The sequence below is a fragment of the Cellulomonas shaoxiangyii genome (assembly GCF_004798685.1).
Classification (GTDB): Bacteria; Actinomycetota; Actinomycetes; order Actinomycetales; family Cellulomonadaceae; genus Cellulomonas; species Cellulomonas shaoxiangyii.
In genome coordinates this window covers 443,621-462,765 of the sequence record NZ_CP039291.1, presented here as the reverse complement: position 1 = coordinate 462,765, position 19,145 = coordinate 443,621, and the positions used below count along the sequence as shown (strand labels likewise).

The 19,145-nt window shown below is 74.5% G+C and carries 16 protein-coding genes; 8 read left to right on the top strand and 8 right to left on the bottom strand.

Annotated elements, in window-relative coordinates:
- Positions 1–5 precede the first annotated feature (5 nt).
- The 5 genes from E5225_RS02140 to E5225_RS02120 form a co-directional block, all read right to left on the bottom strand.
- Positions 6–890: a carbohydrate ABC transporter permease gene (locus E5225_RS02140; RefSeq protein ID WP_135974513.1), complete on the bottom strand. Its 885-nt coding sequence runs from the start codon at positions 888–890 to the stop codon at positions 6–8.
- Positions 890–1,912, bottom strand: a complete 1,023-nt coding sequence (locus E5225_RS02135) for a carbohydrate ABC transporter permease (protein WP_208012601.1) — start codon at positions 1,910–1,912, stop codon at positions 890–892. Before E5225_RS02135 ends, E5225_RS02140 begins: the two co-directional genes overlap by 1 nt.
- A gap of 9 nt (positions 1,913–1,921) precedes the next feature.
- The gene (locus E5225_RS02130) at positions 1,922–3,214 is read right to left on the bottom strand and encodes an extracellular solute-binding protein (protein WP_135974511.1); all 1,293 of its coding nucleotides are present in this window, start codon (positions 3,212–3,214) and stop codon (positions 1,922–1,924) included.
- Between the two features lie 315 nt (positions 3,215–3,529).
- The gene (gene idi, locus E5225_RS02125) at positions 3,530–4,060 is read right to left on the bottom strand and encodes an isopentenyl-diphosphate Delta-isomerase (protein ID WP_208012600.1); all 531 of its coding nucleotides are present in this window, start codon (positions 4,058–4,060) and stop codon (positions 3,530–3,532) included.
- Between the two features lie 193 nt (positions 4,061–4,253).
- On the bottom strand, positions 4,254–6,833 hold the full coding sequence (locus E5225_RS02120; protein WP_135974509.1) for an ATP-dependent Clp protease ATP-binding subunit: 2,580 nt from the start codon (positions 6,831–6,833) through the stop codon (positions 4,254–4,256).
- Between the two features lie 390 nt (positions 6,834–7,223).
- On the opposite strand from E5225_RS02120, the gene E5225_RS02115 reads away from it, so the two are divergent.
- The gene (locus E5225_RS02115) at positions 7,224–8,123 is read left to right on the top strand and encodes a hypothetical protein (protein ID WP_135974507.1); all 900 of its coding nucleotides are present in this window, start codon (positions 7,224–7,226) and stop codon (positions 8,121–8,123) included.
- Between the two features lie 64 nt (positions 8,124–8,187).
- A complete protein-coding gene (locus E5225_RS02110; RefSeq protein ID WP_135974505.1) occupies positions 8,188–8,670 on the top strand; it encodes a PPOX class F420-dependent oxidoreductase in 483 nt (160 codons plus the stop codon).
- Between the two features lie 111 nt (positions 8,671–8,781).
- Here E5225_RS02110 and E5225_RS02105 read toward each other — a convergent pair whose 3' ends face one another.
- Positions 8,782–9,471 carry a YoaK family protein gene (locus E5225_RS02105; protein ID WP_135974504.1) on the bottom strand — a complete coding sequence of 230 codons (690 nt, stop codon included), beginning with the start codon at positions 9,469–9,471 and terminating at the stop codon, positions 8,782–8,784.
- A 50-nt stretch (positions 9,472–9,521) separates the two neighbouring features.
- Positions 9,522–10,220 carry a helix-turn-helix domain-containing protein gene (locus tag E5225_RS02100; protein ID WP_243738350.1) on the bottom strand — a complete coding sequence of 233 codons (699 nt, stop codon included), beginning with the start codon at positions 10,218–10,220 and terminating at the stop codon, positions 9,522–9,524.
- 208 nt (positions 10,221–10,428) lie between these two features.
- Between E5225_RS02100 and E5225_RS02095 the strand changes: the two genes are divergently transcribed.
- The 6 genes from E5225_RS02095 (at position 10,429) to E5225_RS02070 (ending at position 18,677) form a co-directional block, all read left to right on the top strand.
- Positions 10,429–12,096: an NCS1 family nucleobase:cation symporter-1 gene (locus E5225_RS02095; protein ID WP_135974502.1), complete on the top strand. Its 1,668-nt coding sequence runs from the start codon at positions 10,429–10,431 to the stop codon at positions 12,094–12,096.
- 25 nt (positions 12,097–12,121) lie between these two features.
- Positions 12,122–12,916: an aspartate/glutamate racemase family protein gene (locus E5225_RS02090; protein ID WP_135974500.1), complete on the top strand. Its 795-nt coding sequence runs from the start codon at positions 12,122–12,124 to the stop codon at positions 12,914–12,916.
- A gap of 64 nt (positions 12,917–12,980) precedes the next feature.
- Positions 12,981–14,447 (top strand): allantoinase AllB, encoded by a 1,467-nt coding sequence (gene allB / locus E5225_RS02085; RefSeq protein ID WP_136225277.1) that lies wholly within the window; start codon positions 12,981–12,983, stop codon positions 14,445–14,447.
- A gap of 53 nt (positions 14,448–14,500) precedes the next feature.
- Positions 14,501–16,192 (top strand): AtzH-like domain-containing protein, encoded by a 1,692-nt coding sequence (locus E5225_RS02080; RefSeq protein WP_244243676.1) that lies wholly within the window; start codon positions 14,501–14,503, stop codon positions 16,190–16,192.
- Entirely contained in the window at positions 16,189–17,406 is a 1,218-nt protein-coding gene (locus E5225_RS02075) for a pyridoxal-phosphate-dependent aminotransferase family protein (RefSeq protein WP_243738305.1), read from the top strand. The genes E5225_RS02080 and E5225_RS02075 overlap by 4 nt, the downstream gene beginning before the upstream one ends.
- A 2-nt stretch (positions 17,407–17,408) precedes the next feature.
- Positions 17,409–18,677 carry an allantoate amidohydrolase gene (locus tag E5225_RS02070; protein ID WP_279536559.1) on the top strand — a complete coding sequence of 423 codons (1,269 nt, stop codon included), beginning with the start codon at positions 17,409–17,411 and terminating at the stop codon, positions 18,675–18,677.
- A 3-nt stretch (positions 18,678–18,680) separates the two neighbouring features.
- Here the strand turns inward: E5225_RS02070 and E5225_RS02065 are convergent, their stop codons facing one another.
- A complete protein-coding gene (locus E5225_RS02065; RefSeq protein ID WP_243738306.1) occupies positions 18,681–19,145 on the bottom strand; it encodes an acyl-CoA thioesterase in 465 nt (154 codons plus the stop codon).

The following is a 19,145-nucleotide window of genomic DNA, read 5'->3' as shown; positions in this document are numbered from 1 at the left end:
CGGGGTCAGCCCTTGACGGCGCCGGTGAGGCCGCCGACGATGCGGCGCTCGAACATCGAGAAGAAGATGAGCGCCGGGATCATGGACAGCGACGTGAACGCCAGCACACGGGCCGTGTCCACGGAGTACTGCGACGCGAACGACTGCACGCCGAGCGGCAGCGTGTACATCACCTCGTCGTTGAGGACGAACAGCGGCAGCATGTAGCTGTTCCAGCTGGCAACGAACGCCAGGATGCCGACCGTCACGACGCCGGGCACCGAGAGCGGGACGACCATCCGGAAGAAGAACCCGAGCCGGCTCGCGCCGTCGATCGACGCGGCCTCCTCCAGCTCCTTCGGGATGGCCCGCAGGAACGGCACCAGGATGATGATCGTGGTCGGCAGCGCGAACGCGATCTGCGGCAGGACGATCCCCGCCAGGCTGTTCATGAGGCCGAGGTTCTTGATCATCAGGTACAGGGGCGTGATGGCCACCGTCATGGGGAACATCAGGCCCGCCGCGAACAGCGAGTACATCGCGCCGCGGCCGTTGAAGTCGTACCGCGCGAGGACGAAGCTCGCCATGACGCCCAGCACGACGACGCCGGCCGTCGTGGCGATGCCGGCGATCGCCGAGTTGGCCGCCTGCTGCCAGAACAGCGAGCTGCCGAGCACGTCGGCGTAGTTGCCGAACTCCCACGTGCTGGGGAAGCCCGACGGGTCCGCCGTGATCTGCGCGTTGGTGCGCAGGCCACCGAGGACGATGAACGCCACCGGGCCGATGCAGACGCCGACGAGCAGCCACGCGACGACGTAGACCAGCGGGTTGACCCGGTCGAGCGACTTCCCGCGCCGGCGCACCGGGGGCGGGGCCTGTGCGGGCGTTGCCTGCACGGCGATGGCGGCCATCACTTCTTCCCTTCCGTGAGCGCACCCTCGGTGTCGCGCCGGAGCACGAACCGCTGGTAGGTCAGGGCGATGACCAGCGAGATCAGGAACAGCAGGACGGCGACGGCGTTGCCGAAGCCGTAGTTCCCGGCGTTGCGCCCGTTGAGCACCATGTAGGTCGCCATCGTCGAGGTGCCGGCGGTGGCGGACACGTACTGGCCCCAGATGATGTAGACGAGGTCGAACAGCTGCAGCGAGCCGATGACCGACAGGAACGCCCAGATGCGCACCGTCGGCCCGAGCAGCGGCAGCGTGATGGCGCGCTGCGACTGCCAGTACGACGCGCCGTCGATGGCGGCGGCCTCGTGCAGCTCCTCCGGGATGGACTGCAGACCCGCGAGGAAGAGGATCACGGCGAAGCCGATGTACTTCCACGTGATGATGAGCAGCAGCGACCAGATCGCGATGTCGGGGTCGGACAGCCAGTCGACCGCCCAGCCCTCGAGGCCGACCTTGGCCAGGATGTCGTTCACGGCGCCCGACGTCTGGAGCATGAGGCTCCAGCCGGTGCCGACGATGACCTCGGAGACCACGTACGGCACGAAGATCAGCACGCGGATGACGGAGCGCCCGCGCATCCTGCGGTTGAGCAGGAGCGCCAGGATCACCGCGGCCGGCCCCTGCAGCACCAGCGACATCACGACGATGAAGCCGTTGTGCAGCAGCGCGTCGTGGAACGTCGTGTCCTGCAGGATCGTGACGTAGTTCTCCAGGCCGACGAAGTCGGTCGGGGCGCCGAAGCCCTTCCACTTGTAGAACCCGTAGTACGCCGCCATGACGACGGGGAAGATCACGAACGCGACGAACACGACGATCGCGGGACCGGCGAGGAGCGCGATCTCGGCGCGCTGGCGCCAGCCACCCCGCGACCGCCGGGTCCGGCGGGCCGGGGACGGGGCCGTGCGGGCCCCGTCCCCGGCCGCCGGGCGACCCTCGGGCGACGTCGTCATGACCAGCGCGTTCACGCCCTGGGAGTCACTCATGACTGCTCGTTACTCCTTGGCCGCCGCGGCGGTGACCGCGTCGACGATGCTCTCGGCGTCGCCGTTGCCGGCGAGCATCTCGACGACCGCGCCGTTGAGCGCGTTGCCGACGTTCTGGCCGAGCAGCGTGTCCATCCACACCGACACGTAGGCGGCGTCGTTGTAGGCGGCGAGCACCTCCTGCAGCGCGGGGTCGGTGACGACACCCTGCGCGTCCTTGCTGGCCGGCAGCGTCACGAACGCCTCGGCGTAGCCCTCCTGGTACTCCTTCTGCATGAAGAAGTTGAGGAAGTCGGCGCACTCCGTCGGCGCGTCCACGTGGCACGCGTAGCCGTCGACGCCGCCCATCATGGCCGTCGGGTCACCCTCGCCGCCGTCGACCGCCGGGAAGGGGAACCAGCCGAGGTCGGCGAGCGGCTGCTCGTCCGGCGTGAAGCCGGCGATGACGCCCGGGTTCCAGGCGCCCATGAGCTCCATGGCGGCCTGGTGGGTGGCGAGCAGGCCGGCCGACGAGCCGGCGCCCTGCTGCGCCGACGTGGTGAGGAAGCCGTTGTTGAAGGGCTCCGTCCCGGCGAAGTCGGCGAACGCCTCGCCGGCCTCGGTCCAGCACGGGTCCTCGAACGACAGGTCGCCGGCGCCGGCGATGGTCTCCTGCGAGCACGCGCGCAGGGCGAAGAAGTAGTACCAGTGCGCGGCGGGCCACGCGTCCTTCGCGCCCAGCGCGATCGGCGAGACGCCGGCCGCCTTGAGCTTCGTGACGGCGTCGTCCAGCTCCGCGAACGTCGTCGGGGGCGCGTCGATGCCGGCCTGCGCGAACAGGTCCTTGCTGTAGTACATGCCGCCGGGCAGGACCGCGGTGGGCATGCCGTAGACCTTGCCGTCGACGGTGAAGGCGCTGAGCGCCGCGTCACCGACCGCCGTGCGGGTCTCGTCGCTGATCACGTCCGTGAGGTCCATGACCTGGCCGGCCTCGACGACGTCGGCGAGCTTGCCGCCGCCGCGCGCCATGAAGATGTCCGGCGCGTCGCCGGAGTTCAGGGCGGTCTGGAGCTTGCCGTCCATGTCCTCGTTCTGGATGGACTGGACCGTGATGCTCACGTCCGGGTTGGCCTCCTCGAACGCGGCCGCCGTGCTCTCCCAGTACGCCTTGCCGTCCCCGGTGGTGGAGTTGTGCCAGAACGTCAGCTCGACGGCGCCGCCGTCGGAGCCGCCGGCGTCGTCCGAGCTGCCGCTGCAGGCGGTGAGCCCGAGGGCCCCCATGAGCAGAGCGGTCGAGACCGCGAGGGTCTTCGTCACCTTCATCAGGTCGTTCCTCTTCGTTGAGCTGAACTGCGTGGCGGAGCACCCGCGGGTGCTCCGTGCGCGGCGTGCACCGGCCGACCGGGCGTCGCGCTCGACGCCGGGGCCGCCCCCTGGTGGCGCACGGGCCGCCCGGCGTCATCGCTGACGGGGCGGCCGCTCCGACCATCCATCGTGGGAACGGCGGATGCAAACGTTATCGATAACGTTATCGGTGGCCAGACCGGGGTGAATCCTCCCGAAAGGGGGCGCCCTGGATGCCCGAGGTGACCGATCTCACCGGGGGCCGCAGGCCGGTGGCGGGGATCGCCGCAGCGGTCAGCGCGCGTCGGCGTCGTGCGGGGCGACGATCCGCAGGACGTCGACGAACCACGGCGTCGTGACGCCCGCGTCGACCAGGGCGCGCGCCTCCTCGGCCGACACCCACCGCGTCGCGCCCACCTCGTCCGGGTCCGGCCGCGGCTCGCCGCTCAACCGGCCCACGACCACGTGGTCGAACTCCGTCTCGACGTGGCCCGACCCCGCGTCGAGCGCGCGGTAGCGGAACGTGCCGACCGCGTGCGCGTCGACGAGGTCGGCACCGAGCTCCTCGTGCACGCGCCGTGCGGCACTGGCGGCCAGGTCGGCCCCGGGCGCCGGGTGCCCGCAGCAGCTGTTCGTCCACAGGCCGGGGAACCGGAGCTTGGCGTCGGCGCGCTGCTGCAGCAGCATCCGGCCGGCGTCGTCGACGACGACCACGGAGAACGCGCGGTGCAGCGTGCCGGGGGCGGTGTGCGCCGCGCCGACCTGCATCTCGCCCGTCACGGCACCGTGCTCGTCGACCAGCTCGACCAGGTCCGTCTCCGCCACGTCCGCCTCCGTCCGATCGTCCGACCGCCCGACCTCGCGGCCAGCATCGCATCCCCGTCACCCGCCCGCCGCCCCGCCGGCAGGCCGGAGCTCACCCGCCCGCCGCCCCGCACGCGCCCCGTCTCGCCGGCCCGGACGCGACGAGGCCCCGACCCCCCGGGCGGGGGGTCGGGGCCTCGTCGTCGACTGGCCGTCAGAGCGGGGCGAGCCCCGTGCCGCCGTCGCCGCGGGTGGCCGCGGGCGGAGCGGCCGGCACGTCGGTGCCCGAGCCGGGCGTTCCGACGGAGGCGCCGATCGGGACCGGCTCCTTGTCGCGCTCGGTGCGCGGCACGCCGCGGAACGAGAACTCCCCGAGCAGACCCTCGCCCTCGGCGTCGACGATCACGTGCTCGCCGGCCTTGAGGTCCCCGAACAGGATCTTCTCGGACAGGACGTCCTCGATCTCCCGCTGGATCGCGCGGCGCAGCGGACGCGCACCGAGCACCGGGTCGTAGCCCTTCTCCGACAGGAGCTTCTTCGCCGCGGGCGTGAGCTCGATGCCCATGTCCTTGTCGCGCAGGCGCTTGTGGAGCTTCTCGATCATCAGGTCGACGATCTGGAAGATCTCCGGCTGCGAGAGCTGCGGGAAGACGACCACGTCGTCGACGCGGTTGAGGAACTCGGGACGGAAGTGCGTCTTGAGCTCGTCGTTGACCTTGGCCTTCATGCGCTCGTACGACGTCGACAGGTCGCCGCCGGCCTGGAAGCCGGTCTGGACGCCCTTGGCGATGTCCCGCGTGCCGAGGTTCGTGGTCATGATGATGACGGTGTTCTTGAAGTCGACCACCCGGCCCTGCGAGTCGGTCAGGCGACCGTCCTCCAGGATCTGCAGCAGCGAGTTGAAGATGTCCGCGTGGGCCTTCTCGACCTCGTCGAACAGGACGACCGAGAACGGCTTGCGGCGCACCTTCTCCGTGAGCTGACCGCCCTCGTCGTACCCGACGTACCCGGGGGGCGAGCCGAACAGGCGCGAGACGGTGTGCTTCTCCGAGAACTCCGACATGTCGAGCTGGATGAGCGCGTCCTCGTCCCCGAAGAGGAACTCGGCGAGCGCCTTGGCGAGCTCGGTCTTACCGACACCCGTGGGGCCGGCGAAGATGAACGAGCCACCGGGGCGCTTCGGGTCCTTGAGGCCCGCACGCGTGCGGCGGATGGCCTGCGACAGCGCCTTGATCGCGGCGTCCTGGCCGACGACCCGCTTGTGCAGGTTCTCCTCCATGTGGAGCAGCCGGCTCGACTCCTCCTCGGTGAGCTTGAACACCGGGATGCCGGTGGCGTTCGCCAGCACCTCGGCGATGAGCTCCTCGTCGACCTCGGCGACGGCGTCCAGGTCGCCGTTCTTCCAGGCCTTCTCCTTCTCGGCGCGCTTGAGCCCGAGCTGCTTCTCCTCGTCGCGCAGGCGCGCGGCCTTCTCGAAGTCCTGCTCGTCGATCGCCGACTCCTTGTCGCGGCGCGTCTCGGCGATCTGCTCGTCGAGCTCGCGCAGCTCCGGCGGAGCCGTCATGCGGCGGATGCGCAGGCGCGCACCGGCCTCGTCGACCAGGTCGATCGCCTTGTCCGGCAGGTACCGGTCGTTGACGTAGCGATCGGCCAGCGTCGCGGCGGCCACGAGCGCGGAGTCCGTGATGGACACGCGGTGGTGCGCCTCGTACCGGTCGCGCAGGCCCTTGAGGATCTCGATGGCGTGCTGGAGGTTCGGCTCCGAGACCTGGATCGGCTGGAAGCGGCGCTCCAGGGCCGGGTCCTTCTCGACGTACTTGCGGTACTCGTCGAGCGTCGTGGCGCCGATGGTCTGCAGCTCGCCGCGGGCCAGCATCGGCTTGAGGATCGACGCGGCGTCGATCGCGCCCTCGGCGGCACCCGCACCGACGAGCGTGTGGATCTCGTCGATGAACAGGATGATGTCGCCGCGCGTGCGGATCTCCTTGAGGACCTTCTTCAGGCGCTCCTCGAAGTCACCGCGGTAGCGGGACCCGGCGACGAGCGCGCCCAGGTCCAGCGTGTAGAGCTGCTTGTCGCGGAGCGTCTCCGGGACGTCCCCGCGCACGATGTCCTGCGCGAGGCCCTCGACGACCGCCGTCTTGCCGACGCCGGGCTCGCCGATGAGCACGGGGTTGTTCTTGGTGCGGCGGGACAGCACCTGCATGACCCGCTCGATCTCCTTCTCGCGCCCGATGACCGGGTCGAGCTTGCCGTCGCGCGCGGCCTGCGTGAGGCTGCGCCCGAACTGGTCGAGCACGGCCGAGCCGGCCGGCTGGCCCTCGGCCGGGCCGCCCGAGGCGACCGGCTCCTTGCCCTGGTAGCCGGAGACGAGCTGGATGACCTGCTGGCGCACGCGGTTGAGGTCGGCGCCGAGCTTGTTGAGGACCTGGGCGGCGACGCCCTCGCCCTCGCGGATCAGGCCGAGCAGGATGTGCTCGGTGCCGATGTAGTTGTGGCCGAGCTGCAGCGCCTCGCGCAGCGACAGCTCCAGGACCTTCTTCGCCCGCGGGGTGAAGGGGATGTGGCCCGACGGGGCCTGCTGACCCTCGCCGATGATCTCCTGGACCTGCGCGCGGACCGCCTCGAGCGAGATGCCGAGCGACTCCAGGGCCTTGGCCGCGACGCCCTCACCCTCGTGGATGAGACCCAGGAGGATGTGCTCGGTGCCGATGTAGTTGTGGTTCAGCATCCGCGCCTCCTCCTGGGCGAGGACGACCACGCGGCGGGCTCGGTCGGTGAATCTCTCGAACATGTGCACTCCTCACGAGCGGCGTGCCCCGCCAGGAACCGCGCGGCAGGGGTGCGCGCGGTGCCGACGAAGGCGGCGTGTTTCGATGCTAACGGCGGGGTACCCCCGGGACGTCCCGTGTTCGCCGCAGGCGGATACGCCTCCCCGGGACGGGTGCACGCCGCGGCCCCGGGCGGTGGGTCAGCGAGGCGACGCGCGGCGCGCAGCGCGCGGGCGCCGCGCGCACGGGTGCCGCACCTAAACGCACAAGTCGCGGCCGGGCCGCCGGGGCGGGTTCCGCGCGCGGGGGACGCGTCCCTACGCTGCCCGGGCGTCGAGGTCCTCTGCCCCCGAGCGTCGGCGCCCGCACGACCCACCCGACACCACGGGCACACCCCGAGCAGAGGAGCCTCCATGACGACGCCGACCCCCGCCCGCACGACGACAGCCGCATCCCCAACCCTGCGGCGCCGGCGCCGGGCCGCCACGGTCGCCGCCGCGGCGCTCGCCGCCGTGGCGGCGCTGGGCCTCGGCACGTCGGGGGCCGCCGCCGGGAGCGGCACCGACGGCGGCGCCACGCTCGACGGCGGTCGCGGCGGCCACGGCCCGCGGACCGTGTGCGCCGACCGCAGCCTGCTGTTCTGCGAGGACTTCGAGGCCCTGCCGACGGGCGGCGCGGCGACGATGCGCTGGGGCGTCGACACCCGCAACGGCACGCTGACGGTGGAGCGCGTGCGCACCGACCGGCGCGGGCCGCAGGCCAAGGCGCTGCGCGTGCACACGGCCGACAACGGGCGGGCGTTCATGGTCGTCCCCGTCGACCCGCCGGACAACAGCTTCTACGGCCGGATCCGGGTGCGCGTCGAGGAGTTCCCGACCGCGCCCGACTGGGCGCACTACACGCTCGTCGAGGCGTCGGGCGTGGGCGCGGGCGTCGTGCGGCCCGTCGGCGGGCAGTACGCGCCCACGGTGCCGGGGGTCTTCTGGGGCGTCGGCTCCGACGGCGGCCCGACCGGCGACTGGACGAGCTGGCAGGAGTCGTCGCCGTCCGTGGCCGACCGCTGGCAGTGCATCGAGTGGCAGCTCGACGCCTCCGACAACCGCGTGCAGGTGTGGATCGACGGCGACCTGCAGGAGGAGCTGACGGTCGACACCGAGACCGCCGGCGGCGCCGACGTGCCGTTCGTCTTCCCCGACGTCACGGAGGTGAAGGTCGGCTGGCAGCTCTACCAGGGCGGCACCACGCCCGCGGAGTTCGACCTGTGGCTCGACGACGTCGCGTTCGGCACCGAGCAGATCGGCTGCCGCGCCTGACGCGCCCGCCGGTCCGCGCGTGCGCCCGCGCGCGGACCGGCCGGGGCGTCGTAGCGTCGTCCCCATGCCGCGTCCCGTCGCCACGTCCACGACCGTCGACCTCGCCGGGCTGCTCGACTTCGTCCGCCCGCGCCACCACATGCTGCTCGTGACGGCCCGCGCCGACGGCCGCCCGCAACTCTCGCCGGTGAGCGGCGGCGTCGACCCGGAGGGGCGGATCGTCGTCTCGACCTACCCCGGCCGCGCCAAGACCCGCAACGCCGAGCGCGACGCCCGGGTCTCGGTGTGCGTGCTGTCCGACGACTGGAACGGCGCGTGGGTGCAGGTCGACGGCACCGCGGAGGTGCTGCACATGCCCGAGGCCGAGGACGCCCTCGTCGACTACTACCGCTGCATCGCGGGCGAGCACCCCGACTGGGACGAGTACCGCGCGGCGATGCGCCTGCAGGGCAAGAGCCTCCTGCGCATCACCCCCGAGCGCTGGGGCCCGATCGCGACGGGCGGCTTCCCGGCCGACGTGGCGGCCCGCCTGGACGCGACCCCCTGACGCCCGGGCCCCCCTCCCCCGCGAAGGGGCTCTCGTTCGTCGATCCGGCTCTCCCACCACGCACCACGCCCCCTTCGACGGGTGGGGGTTGCCGGGGCGGGTGAAACCGGGTCAGGCCGGGGTGGAGGGGGTGCCGTGGCGGTGGCCGATCAGGGTGACCGCCAGGGCCAGCGCGCCCGCGACGAGCATGCCGATGCCGACGCCCTCGTCGCCGAGCTGCAGCAGCAGCGCGCCCACGCCCGCGCCGACGAGGATCAGCGCGACCGCGAGCGCGCGGCGGGCCCAGCTGTCGCCGGTGCCGCCCGCGAGCCGCGAGTCGGCCGCCAGGCCGGTGAGCGTCGAGGTGACGACGACGGTCGTCACGTCCTTGACGGCGAGCCGGCGCGCCGACGCGGCCTGCAGGCCCATCGCGACCGCCAGCGCCGTGGTCACGGTCAGCGCCCAGACGGTGCCCTCGACCGGGTGCTCCACGAGCGAGCCGACGCCCAGGAGCACCGCCATCACCCCGGTGGCGCCGAACGTGGCGGTCGTGCGGCCGGACCAGCCGGGCGCGGCGCGGCGCAGCAGCCGGCCCCCGACGGCCGCACCGGCCATGAACCCGACGAGCGCGAGCACCGGGCCGGCGACGGGCAGGTCCTGGGCGCCCGCGAGCGCCATGCCGAGGATGACGACGTTGCCCGTCATGTTCGCGGTGAAGACGCGGTCGAGGCCGAGGTAGCCGACCGCGTCGATGATCCCCGTCGTGAACGTCAGGGCGAGCATCAGCACGAGGTGCAGGCGGGAGGTCGTCACGGGCGCCATCGTCCCGGGCGCACGCCGGGCGCGACCAGGGCGCGCCGGTGCGGCGTCCGTCACGCCGGCGCCGCCGACGGCCCGGCGCCCGGGTGCACGATGAGCCAGGTGGCGACCGTGACGTCGTCGGACCGGTTGCTCAGCCGGTGGGGGGTCGTGCACGCGTAGGAGATGGTGTCGCCGGGCCGCAGCACGACGCGCTCGTCGGCGAAGTCGATGGTCAGCTCGCCGCGGGTGACGGTCCCGATCTCGTAGCCGCGGTGCGTGACGAGCTGGTGCTGGCGGCCCGCGACGGTGTGCGGGGGGTACGTCGACTCGAACAGGTCGACGTCGCGCGAGACGCCCGGTGACAGGCGGCGGAAGACGACCCCGCCCTCGAGCGTGACCTGCTCGCTCTCGACGGCCCGGCGCACGACGTAGCCGTCGGGCACGGGTGCGGACAGCTCGACCTCGGGCCGGTCCGCGCCGCCGAAGACGTCGACGAGGGTGGCGTCGACGGCCGTGACGAGCTCGAACAGACGGTGGACCGACGGCCGCAGGACGCCGCGCTCGATCTGGGAGACCGCGCTCGCCGAGATGCCGAGGCGGGCGCCGACCTCCCGCAGCGTGAGGCCGCGGGCCTCGCGCAGACCGCGCAGGCGCGCACCGAGCTCCTCGGTGTCGAACCGCGCGAGCAGCCGTCCGGGGTCGTCGCCGGCCGCATCGGGGGCCGTGCCGATGGCGGCGGTGCCGGGGGCGGTGCTCTCGCCGCTGCTCACCGGTGGTCTCCGTCCTGGTCGTCGCGGTCACGACCCACGCGTGAAGCAGGAAATTCACAGCGCCGAAACCGACCGGCGCGCGTGAAGCAATAGGTTCACAACTGCGCGCACCAGCTCGATCGCCTGCAGTGACCGCTTCACCGTACCGGTCCGCCCGCCCCGCGACGCCCCCCGCGTCGCCAGGCCTCGACGCCCGTGTGAGGACCCCATGCCCGCTCCCCAGCCCGAGACGCCCCCGGGCGTCACGCCCCTCGCCACCACGGCCCCGGCAGCCGACCCCGCACCCTCCGCACCGCTCGGCGCCCACCACCACGACCTCGTGCAGGCCGCCGGCATGCCGGTCGGCGCGGGCGAGATCAAGGTGACGTACGACCCGCGCCTGACCAACGAGGACCTCGCGCCGCTGCGCAAGCAGACCTGGTCGTCGTACAACATCTTCGCGTTCTGGATGTCCGACGTGCACAGCGTCGGGGGCTACGTGACGGCCGGCTCGCTGTTCGCCCTCGGCATCGCGAGCTGGCAGGTGCTGGTCGCGCTCGTCGTCGGGATCCTCATCGTGCAGGTCTTCTGCAACCTCGTCGCCAAGCCGAGCCAGCGCACCTCCGTGCCGTACCCGGTCATCAACCGCGCCGTGTTCGGCGTGCTCGGCGCGAACATCCCCGCGATCATCCGCGGGCTCATCGCCGTGGCCTGGTACGGCGTGCAGACGTTCCTCGCGGCCGAGTCGCTCAACATCGTCTTCCTCAAGTTCGTGCCCGGCGCCGAGGCGCTGCTGGCACCGACCTTCGTGGGCCTGAACGCGCTCGGGTGGATCTCCTACGCGATCCTCTGGTGCGCGCAGGCGGCGCTGTTCTGGAACGGCATGGAGACGATCCGGCGGTTCATCGACTGGGCCGGGCCCGCGGTGTACGTCGTCATGATCGTCCTGGCGATCTACCTCGCCTCGGAGGCCGGCTGGTCGAACATCTCGCTCAACCTCTCGACCGGTGAGCCGATGTCGTTCGCGGCCTCGATCCCCGTGATGTTCTCGGCGATCGCCCTCGTCGTCTCCTACTTCTCGGGCCCGATGCTGAACTTCGGCGACTTCTCGCGCTACGGACGCTCGTTCGCGGCGGTGAAGAAGGGCAACCTGCTCGGCCTGCCGATCAACTTCCTGTTCTTCTCGCTGCTGACCGTGGTGTGCGCGTCGGCGACCGTGCCCGTGTTCGGCGAGCTCCTCACCGACCCGATCCGCACGGTCGAGGCCATCGACACGCCCTTCGCGATCCTGCTCGGCGGGCTCACGTTCGTCACCGCGACGGTCGGCATCAACATCGTCGCCAACTTCATCTCCCCCGCGTTCGACTTCTCCAACGTGTCCCCGCAGCGCATCTCGTGGCGGACGGGCGGCATGATCGCGGCCGTCGGCTCCGTGCTGCTGACGCCGTGGAACTGGTACTCGAACGACGACGCGATCCACTACACGCTCGGCGTCCTGGGCGCCCTCATCGGCCCGTTGTTCGGCATCCTCATCGCCGGCTACTACGTCATCGGCAAGCAGCGGGTGCACGTCGACGACATGTTCACGATGTCCCCGACCGGCCGGTACTTCTACACGCGCGGGTACAACCGCAACGCGGTCGCGGCGGTCGTCGGCTCCGGCCTCGTCGCGGTCGGGACGGCCGTGCTGCCCAAGCTCGTCGCCGACCTCGGTCTCGTCGACGTCACGTGGATCGCGAGCTACTCGTGGTTCATCGGCTGCGGGCTCGGGTTCGCGGTGTTCACGTGGCTCGAGCGCCGCAACCCGCAGATGCCGGTGCTCGACGCCGACGACCCGCACGTGTCCGACGGCACGCGGGACGAGCGGGCCGTCACCAGCGGCACGGTCCCGGCCTGACGCGCCGGACGACGGGAGCGGCACCGTGCACGTGCGCGTGATCAACCCCAACACCACCCGGGCGATGACCGACCTCGTCGGCCGGTCCGCCCGGGCGGTGGCGGGGACGACCCTGCCCGGCGTCCGCGTCGACGCCGTGCAGCCCACCATGGGCCCCGCCTCGATCGAGAGCCACTACGAGGAGGCGCTCGCCGTGCCGGGGGTGCTCGAGCAGGTGGCCCTCGGCGAGGCGGAGGGCGTGGACGCGTACGTGCTCGCGTGCTTCGGCGACCCCGGGCTGGACGCGGCGCGCGAGCTCGCCCGTGGGCCCGTCCTCGGTCTCGCCGAGGCCGCGTTCCACGCCGCCGCGATGGTGGGCCGCCGGTTCACGGTCGTCACGACGCTCGCGCGCACGGTGCCCCGGGCGCACGAGCTGCTCGCCCGCTACGGCATGACCGGCGCCTGCGTCGGCGTGCACGCGTGCGAGGTGCCGGTGCTCGCGCTCGAGGACCCCGCCTCGGACGCGCTCGCCCGGGTCACGGCGGCGTGCGTGCGCGCCGTGGCCGAGGACGACGCCGACGCGGTCGTGCTCGGGTGCGCCGGCATGGCGGAGTTCACCGGGCACATCGCGGCCGCGGTCGGCGTGCCGGTCGTCGACGGGGTCGTCGCGGGGACGACGTTCGCGGCGTCGCTGCTCGCGATCGGCGCCCGGCCCGCCGGCCACGGCGAGCACGCCCCGCCGCCGCCCAAGGCGATGGCGGGGCTGCTCGCGCCGTTCGCGATCGCCCCCGGCACCGCGCTGCCCGCGCTCGCCCGGCCGCGGGCGGCCGTCGTCCTCTGACCGGTCGCCCGCCCGTCCCCCGCCCGTCCCGCGCCCGCGCCCCGCCCGTCCCGAGGAGGCCCCCGTGCAGCCCACCGCAGTCGTCCGTGCCCGGCGGACGTGGCTCGACGGCGGGCTGCGGCCTGCCCAGGTGCACGTGGCCGGGGGGCGGGTGACCGCGCTCGCCCCCTGGCACGCCCCCGTGCCCGACGGCGCCGCGGTGAGCGACGTGCCCGACGACGAGGTGCTCCTGCCCGGGCTCGTGGACTCGCACGTGCACGTCAACGAGCCGGGCCGCACCGCGTGGGAGGGGTTCTCCTCGGCGACGCGTGCGGCGGCGGCGGGCGGCGTGACGACCATCGTCGACATGCCGCTCAACGCGGTGCCGCCGACGACGAGCGTCGAGGCGCTCGACGCGAAGCTCGCCGCGGCCACGGCGTCCGGCACGAGCGTCGACGTCGCGTTCTGGGGCGGTGCCGTGCCGGAGAACCTCGGGCGCCTGCGGCCGCTGCACGAGGCGGGCGTGCGCGGGTTCAAGGCGTTCCTCGTCCCGTCCGGCGTGCCGGAGTTCGGCCACCTGACGCCGGCCGGGCTGGAGGCCGCGCTGACCGAGGTCGCCGCGCTCGGCAGCGTCCTGCTCGTGCACGCCGAGGACCCCGCGCACGTGCACCCGGGACCGCACCCCGACGGCGCGCTCGGCCCGTCGTACGCGGCGTTCCTCGCGAGCCGTCCGCCCGCCGGCGAGCGCGCCGCCGTCGCGTGCGTCGTCGCGGGCGTGCGCCGCACCGGCGCGCGGGCGCACGTGCTGCACCTGTCCGACGCGGGCACCCTGCCGCTCGTGCGCGCCGCCAAGGCCGAGGGTCTGCCCCTGACGGTCGAGACGTGCCCGCACTACCTCGCGCTGCGGGCCGAGGACGTGCCGGACGGCGCGACGCAGTTCAAGTGCTGCCCGCCCATCCGGGACGCCGCCAACCAGGACCTGCTGTGGGAGGCCGTCGCCGACGGCACGGTCGACGCCGTCGTGTCGGACCACTCCCCCGCGCCCGCCGCGCTCAAGCGCGTGCCCGCCGACGCCCCGGCGGGGACGCCGGACGCCGGCGACTTCGGCCGCTCGTGGGGCGGCATCGCGGGGCTCCAGCTGGGGCTGCCGGTGGTGTGGACGGCCGCGCGCGCCCGGGGCCTCACGCTCGCGCAGCTGCTGCCGCTGCTGACCACCGGCCCCGCGGGCGTCGCGGGCCTGCCCGACGCGGGCCGCATCGCGGTCGGGGCGCCCGCGCACCTGCTCGCGTTCGCGCCCGACGCCCCGCTGCACGTCGACGCGACCCGCCTGGAGCACCGGCACCCCGTGTGCCCCTACGACGGCACGACGCTCACCGGCGCGGTGCGCACCGTGTGGCTGCGGGGCGACCGCATCGTCGCGCGGGGTGCCGTCGTGGCGCCGGACCACGGCCGGCGGCTCGTGCCCGCGCCCGCCGCCGCCACCGCAGCCCGGGGCCCGGACGCCGACCCCGCGCCGCGGCCGCGCCCCGGCGACGGCCGGCCCGCCGCGTGACGCCCGACCCGGTTGCGGGCCGCGTCCCCGCGGACGCGGCGACGGCACGCGCGGTGCCCGCCGACCTGCCTGCCGACGTGCCGGCCGACCCACCCGCCGACCTGCCCGCCGACCTGCGCGCGGCCCTCGACGACTACGAGCGGGCGCTCGCCGCCGACGACCTGCCCGCGCTCGACGACGCGTTCGCCGACGAGCCCACCACGCTGCGCGGCGACGCCGCCGGCCTGCTCGTCGGCGCCGACGCGATCCGGGCCTTCCGCGGTACGCGCGGCGGCGTCGCCCCGCGCACCACGCGGCGGCTCGAGGCGCGCCGGCTCGCCGACGACTGCTGGCTGCTCGTGAGCGTGCACGCCTACGACGGCGGGGGCAGCGGGCTGCAGACGCAGGTGTGGCGCCGCGACCCCGACCGGTGGCGCGTCGTCGCCGCGCACGTCACGGGACGCACCCGCGCCTTCGACCGGACCGTGTGGCGCACCGTGGGCGACCCGATGTACCAGGGCGCGTACGACGGGCCGTTGCGCGGGCTGCGGGTCGCGGTCAAGGACGTCGTCGCGGTCAAGGGCTACCGCGTCGGCGCGGGGAACCCGACGTGGCTGGACGGCGCGACCCCCGAGCGTCACCACGCGCCGGCGGTGCTCGACCTGCTGCAGGGCGGGGCGTCCGTGCGGGGCATCGCCCGCACCGACGAGCTCGCGTACTCCGTCGCCGGCGACAACCCGCACCACGGCACCCCGCCGAACGGTGCGCTGCCCGGCGCGCTGCCCGGCGGGTCGACGAGCGGGCCCGCGAGCGCGGTCGCGACCGGCCAGGCCGACGTGGGCCTCGGCACCGACACGGCCGGGTCGCTGCGCGTGCCCGCGTCCTATCAGGGGCTCTGGGGCCTGCGCACGACGCACGGGCTGGTGCCGCGCCAGGGCGTGCTGCCGCTGGCGCCGTCGTTCGACACGGTCGGGTGGCTGGCGCGGGATGGCGCGACGCTCGAGCGCGTGGTGCGGTGGTGCCTCGCGGACGGCGACGACGCGGCCCCGGGGGACGGCAGCACGGACGGCAGCACGGACGGCGCGGGCACGCGGCTCGTCGTGCCGGTCGAGGCCGTCGAGGCGTGCGACCCCGGCACGGCGGAGGCGTTCCGCGCGTGGCTGCGGACGGCCGCGGCCGCGCTGCCCGGCTGCACGCTCGCGGAGGCGTCGCTCGGACCCCTCGACGCGTGGGCCGCCGACTTCCGCACGGTGCAGGCGGCCGAGGCGTGGCGGCTGCACGGCGCGTGGGTGCGCGCGCACCCCGGGGCGCTGGGAGCGGCCGTGGCGGGGCGGTTCGCGACGGCGGCGCAGGTCACGCCCGCGCAGGAGCGCGCCGCGCGGGAGCGACTGGACGGCCTGCGCGCGCGGGTCCGTGCGCTGGTGGCCGACGCCGTGCTCGTCCTGCCCACGACCCCGGGCCCGGCCCCCGCCCGCACGCTCGACCCGGCGGCGCTCGACGCGGTGCGCGCCGCCACGCTGCGGCTGACCGCGCCCGCCGCCGTCGGCCGGCTCCCGGCGCTGTCGGTCCCGCTGCTCACCGTGCCGTCGCCGCTCGGCCCCGCACCCGTCGGCGTCTGCCTGGTCGGCGCACCGCGCACCGACCTCGCGCTCGTCGCGCTGGGCCGCCGGCTCGCCGCCGCGACAGCCGTCCCCGCGCGAGCCGCCGCCGCCGCCACGGCGGCGGCCGCGCCGGCCGACCGCACCACCACGGGAGGACCCCGATGACCGCACCGGTCGACCCACCGGCCCGCCTGCTCATGGGCCCGGGGCCCGTCAACGCCGACCCGCGCGTGCTCCGGGCGCTCTCGACGCCCCTGGTCGGGCAGTACGACCCGGTGATGACGGGGTACATGGCGCAGACGCAGGCGCTGTACCGGGAGGTGTTCGCGACCCGCAACGACGCGACGCTGCTGGTCGACGGCACGTCGCGCGCGGGCATCGAGGCGGCGCTCGTGTCCCTCGTCCGGCCGGGGCAGCGCGTCCTGGTGCCGGTGTTCGGGCGGTTCGGGCACCTGCTCGCGGAGATCGCGCAGCGCGCGGGCGCGGAGGTGCACACGATCGGCACGACGTGGGGGCAGGTGTTCCCGACGTCGGTCGTCGAGGAGGCGGTGCGACGCGTGCGCCCGCACCTGCTCGCGGTCGTGCAGGGCGACACGTCCACGACGATGAACCAGCCGCTCGACGAGCTCGGCGACGTGTGCGCGCGGCACGGTGCGCTCTTCTACACCGACGCGACCGCGTCGCTCGGCGGCAACCCGTTCGAGGCCGACGCCTGGGGACTCGACGCCGCGACGGCCGGGCTGCAGAAGTGCCTGTCCGGCCCGCCGGGCAGCGCGCCGCTGACGCTCTCGGACCGCGCGGTGGAGGTCGTGCGCGGCCGCCGGCGCGTGGAGGCGGGCATCCGCGAGGACGACGACGAGGACGTCGGCGAGCCGATCGGCTCCAACTACTTCGACCTCGGGATGGTCCTCGACTACTGGGGGCCGCGGCGCCTGAACCACCACACCGAGGCGACGAGCATGCTCTACGCCGCGCACGAGTGCGCCCGCGTGCTGCTCGACGAGGGCCGGCAGAAGGTGGTCGACCGGCACGCGCGCGCCGGCCGCGCGATGCTCGCGGGCGTGCGGGGCCTGGGGCTGGGCGTGTTCGGCGACCTCGGGCACCGGATGCACAACGTCGTCGCGCCGGTGATCCCCGACGGCGTCGACGGCGAGGGCGTGCGCGGCGCGCTGCTGCACGACTTCGGCATCGAGATCGGCACGTCGTTCGGGCCGCTGCGCGGGCGCGTGTGGCGGATCGGCACGATGGGCGTCAACGCGCGGCTCGACACGGTGCTGACGACGCTCGCCGCGCTCGAGCACGTGCTGCGCCGGGCGGGCGTGCCCGTGCCGCCGTCCGGCGGCGTGGACGCGGCCGCCGACGCCTGGGCGGAGGGCTGAGCGTGCCGGCACCCGACCCGACCGTGCTGCCCGCGGAGGCCGTGCACGCGGCGGCCGCGCGGGTCATGGCGCGCTGCGACGCGCTGGCGCGGCACTCGGCGACACCCGGTGCGATCGAGCGCGTGTACCTCTCGCCCGAGCACGCCCGCGTCAACCGCGTCGTCGCCGGGTGGATGCGCGAGGCGGGTCTGCACGCGTGGCAGGACGAGGCGGGCAACCTCTGCGGCCGCCTCGACGCGCCGGATCCCGACGCCCCGGCGCTCGTCCTCGGCTCGCACCTCGACACCGTGCGGGACGCCGGCCGCTACGACGGCACGCTCGGCGTGCTCATGGCGCTCGAGGTCGTGCGGCTCGTGCGGGGCCGGCGCGCACCGCTGCCGTTCGCGCTCGAGGTCGCCGGCTTCTGGGACGAGGAGGGCGCCCGGTTCGGCACGGCGCTGCTCGGGTCGGCGGCGTTCGGCGGGCGGTGGGACGAGGCCTGGTGGGACCTGCGCGACGGCGACGGCACGGCGCTGCGGGACGCGTTCGCCGCGTTCGGCCTCGACCCCGGGCGCGTCGGCGCCGCGGCGCGCCGCCCGGACCAGCTCGTCGGCTACCTCGAGGCGCACATCGAGCAGGGCCCCGAGCTCGACGACGCCGGCGAGCCGCTCGGCGTCGTCACGTCGGTCGCGAGCGCCCGCCGGTACGAGCTGCGCGTGCGGGGCGAGGCACGGCACGCGGGCGGCACACCGTACGACCGGCGCCGCGACGCGCTCCTCGGCGCGGCGGAGGTCGCGCTCGCGGTCGAGCGCGTGTGCCGCGCGCGCCACCACGTCGTGGGCACGGTCGGGCGGCTCGAGGCGTTCCCGGGGGCCGTCAACGTCGTGCCGGGCGAGGCGGTCCTGACGGTCGACCTGCGGGCCGAGCACGACGACGTCCGCGACGCCGCCTGGGCGGCGATCCGGGCCGACGTGGAGGCCGTGGCCGGCCGCCGCGGCCTGTCCTGGCACGCCCGGGACGTGCACGAGGCGCCGGCGCTCGTGTGCGCGGGCCGCCTGCGGGACGTGCTGTCCGCGGGCGTCGCGACGACCGGCCGGGTGGACCCGCCGCACCTGTTCAGCCGCGCGGGGCACGACGGGATGTCGCTCGGTGGCCTCACGGACGTGGGGATGCTGTTCCTGCGCAACCCCGACGGGATCAGCCACCACCCGGACGAGTCCGTCGCCGCGGCGGACGTCGCGGCCGGGCTGCAGGCGTTCACCGCGGCGGTGCTGCACCTCGCCTCCGCGTGAGCGTCACCAGCCGCGCAGCACCGGCTCCGGCCCGGGGTACCGGGCGAACGTCGCGCGCTCCTCGTCGGTGAACGGCCGGGGCGTGTGCGTCGCGCGGTCGAGCTGCACCATCCGCGAGCGCGCGCGCAGCGCGACGCCGGCGTCCGGCCCGTCCCCGTCGAGCACCTCGTAGGCGAAGTCCGCGGACGAGCGCCCGAGCCGCGGCACCCACACCTCGACGACGACGGGTGCCAGCCGGAAGCGCAGCGGCGCGACGTAGTCGATCTCGTGCTTGACGACGACGAGCAGCGACGCGGTCATCGCCCCCGCCTCGTCGACGCCCATGCGGGGGAACAGCGTGAACCGGGCGTCGTCCAGGTAGCGCAGGAACGCGGCGTTGTTGACGTGCCCGAACAGGTCGACGTCGGACCAGCGCACCTGCATGACGACGCGTCCGCGCCCGGCCCCCGGCCCGTCCTCCGTGCTCAC

Excerpts from the sequence above, each read along its gene's own strand:
- E5225_RS02105 (WP_135974504.1), bottom strand. The coding sequence starts at position 9,471 with ATGGCGCCCGTGACGACCTCCCGCCTGCACCTCGTGCTGATGCTCGCC.
- E5225_RS02095 (WP_135974502.1), top strand. The coding sequence starts at position 10,429 with ATGCCCGCTCCCCAGCCCGAGACGCCCCCGGGCGTCACGCCCCTCGCC.
- E5225_RS02135 (WP_208012601.1), bottom strand. The coding sequence starts at position 1,912 with ATGAGTGACTCCCAGGGCGTGAACGCGCTGGTCATGACGACGTCGCCC.
- E5225_RS02115 (WP_135974507.1), top strand. The coding sequence starts at position 7,224 with ATGACGACGCCGACCCCCGCCCGCACGACGACAGCCGCATCCCCAACC.
- E5225_RS02110 (WP_135974505.1), top strand. The coding sequence starts at position 8,188 with ATGCCGCGTCCCGTCGCCACGTCCACGACCGTCGACCTCGCCGGGCTG.
- E5225_RS02075 (WP_243738305.1), top strand. The coding sequence starts at position 16,189 with ATGACCGCACCGGTCGACCCACCGGCCCGCCTGCTCATGGGCCCGGGG.
- E5225_RS02140 (WP_135974513.1), bottom strand. The coding sequence starts at position 890 with ATGGCCGCCATCGCCGTGCAGGCAACGCCCGCACAGGCCCCGCCCCCG.
- E5225_RS02120 (WP_135974509.1), bottom strand. The coding sequence starts at position 6,833 with ATGTTCGAGAGATTCACCGACCGAGCCCGCCGCGTGGTCGTCCTCGCC.
- E5225_RS02130 (WP_135974511.1), bottom strand. The coding sequence starts at position 3,214 with ATGAAGGTGACGAAGACCCTCGCGGTCTCGACCGCTCTGCTCATGGGG.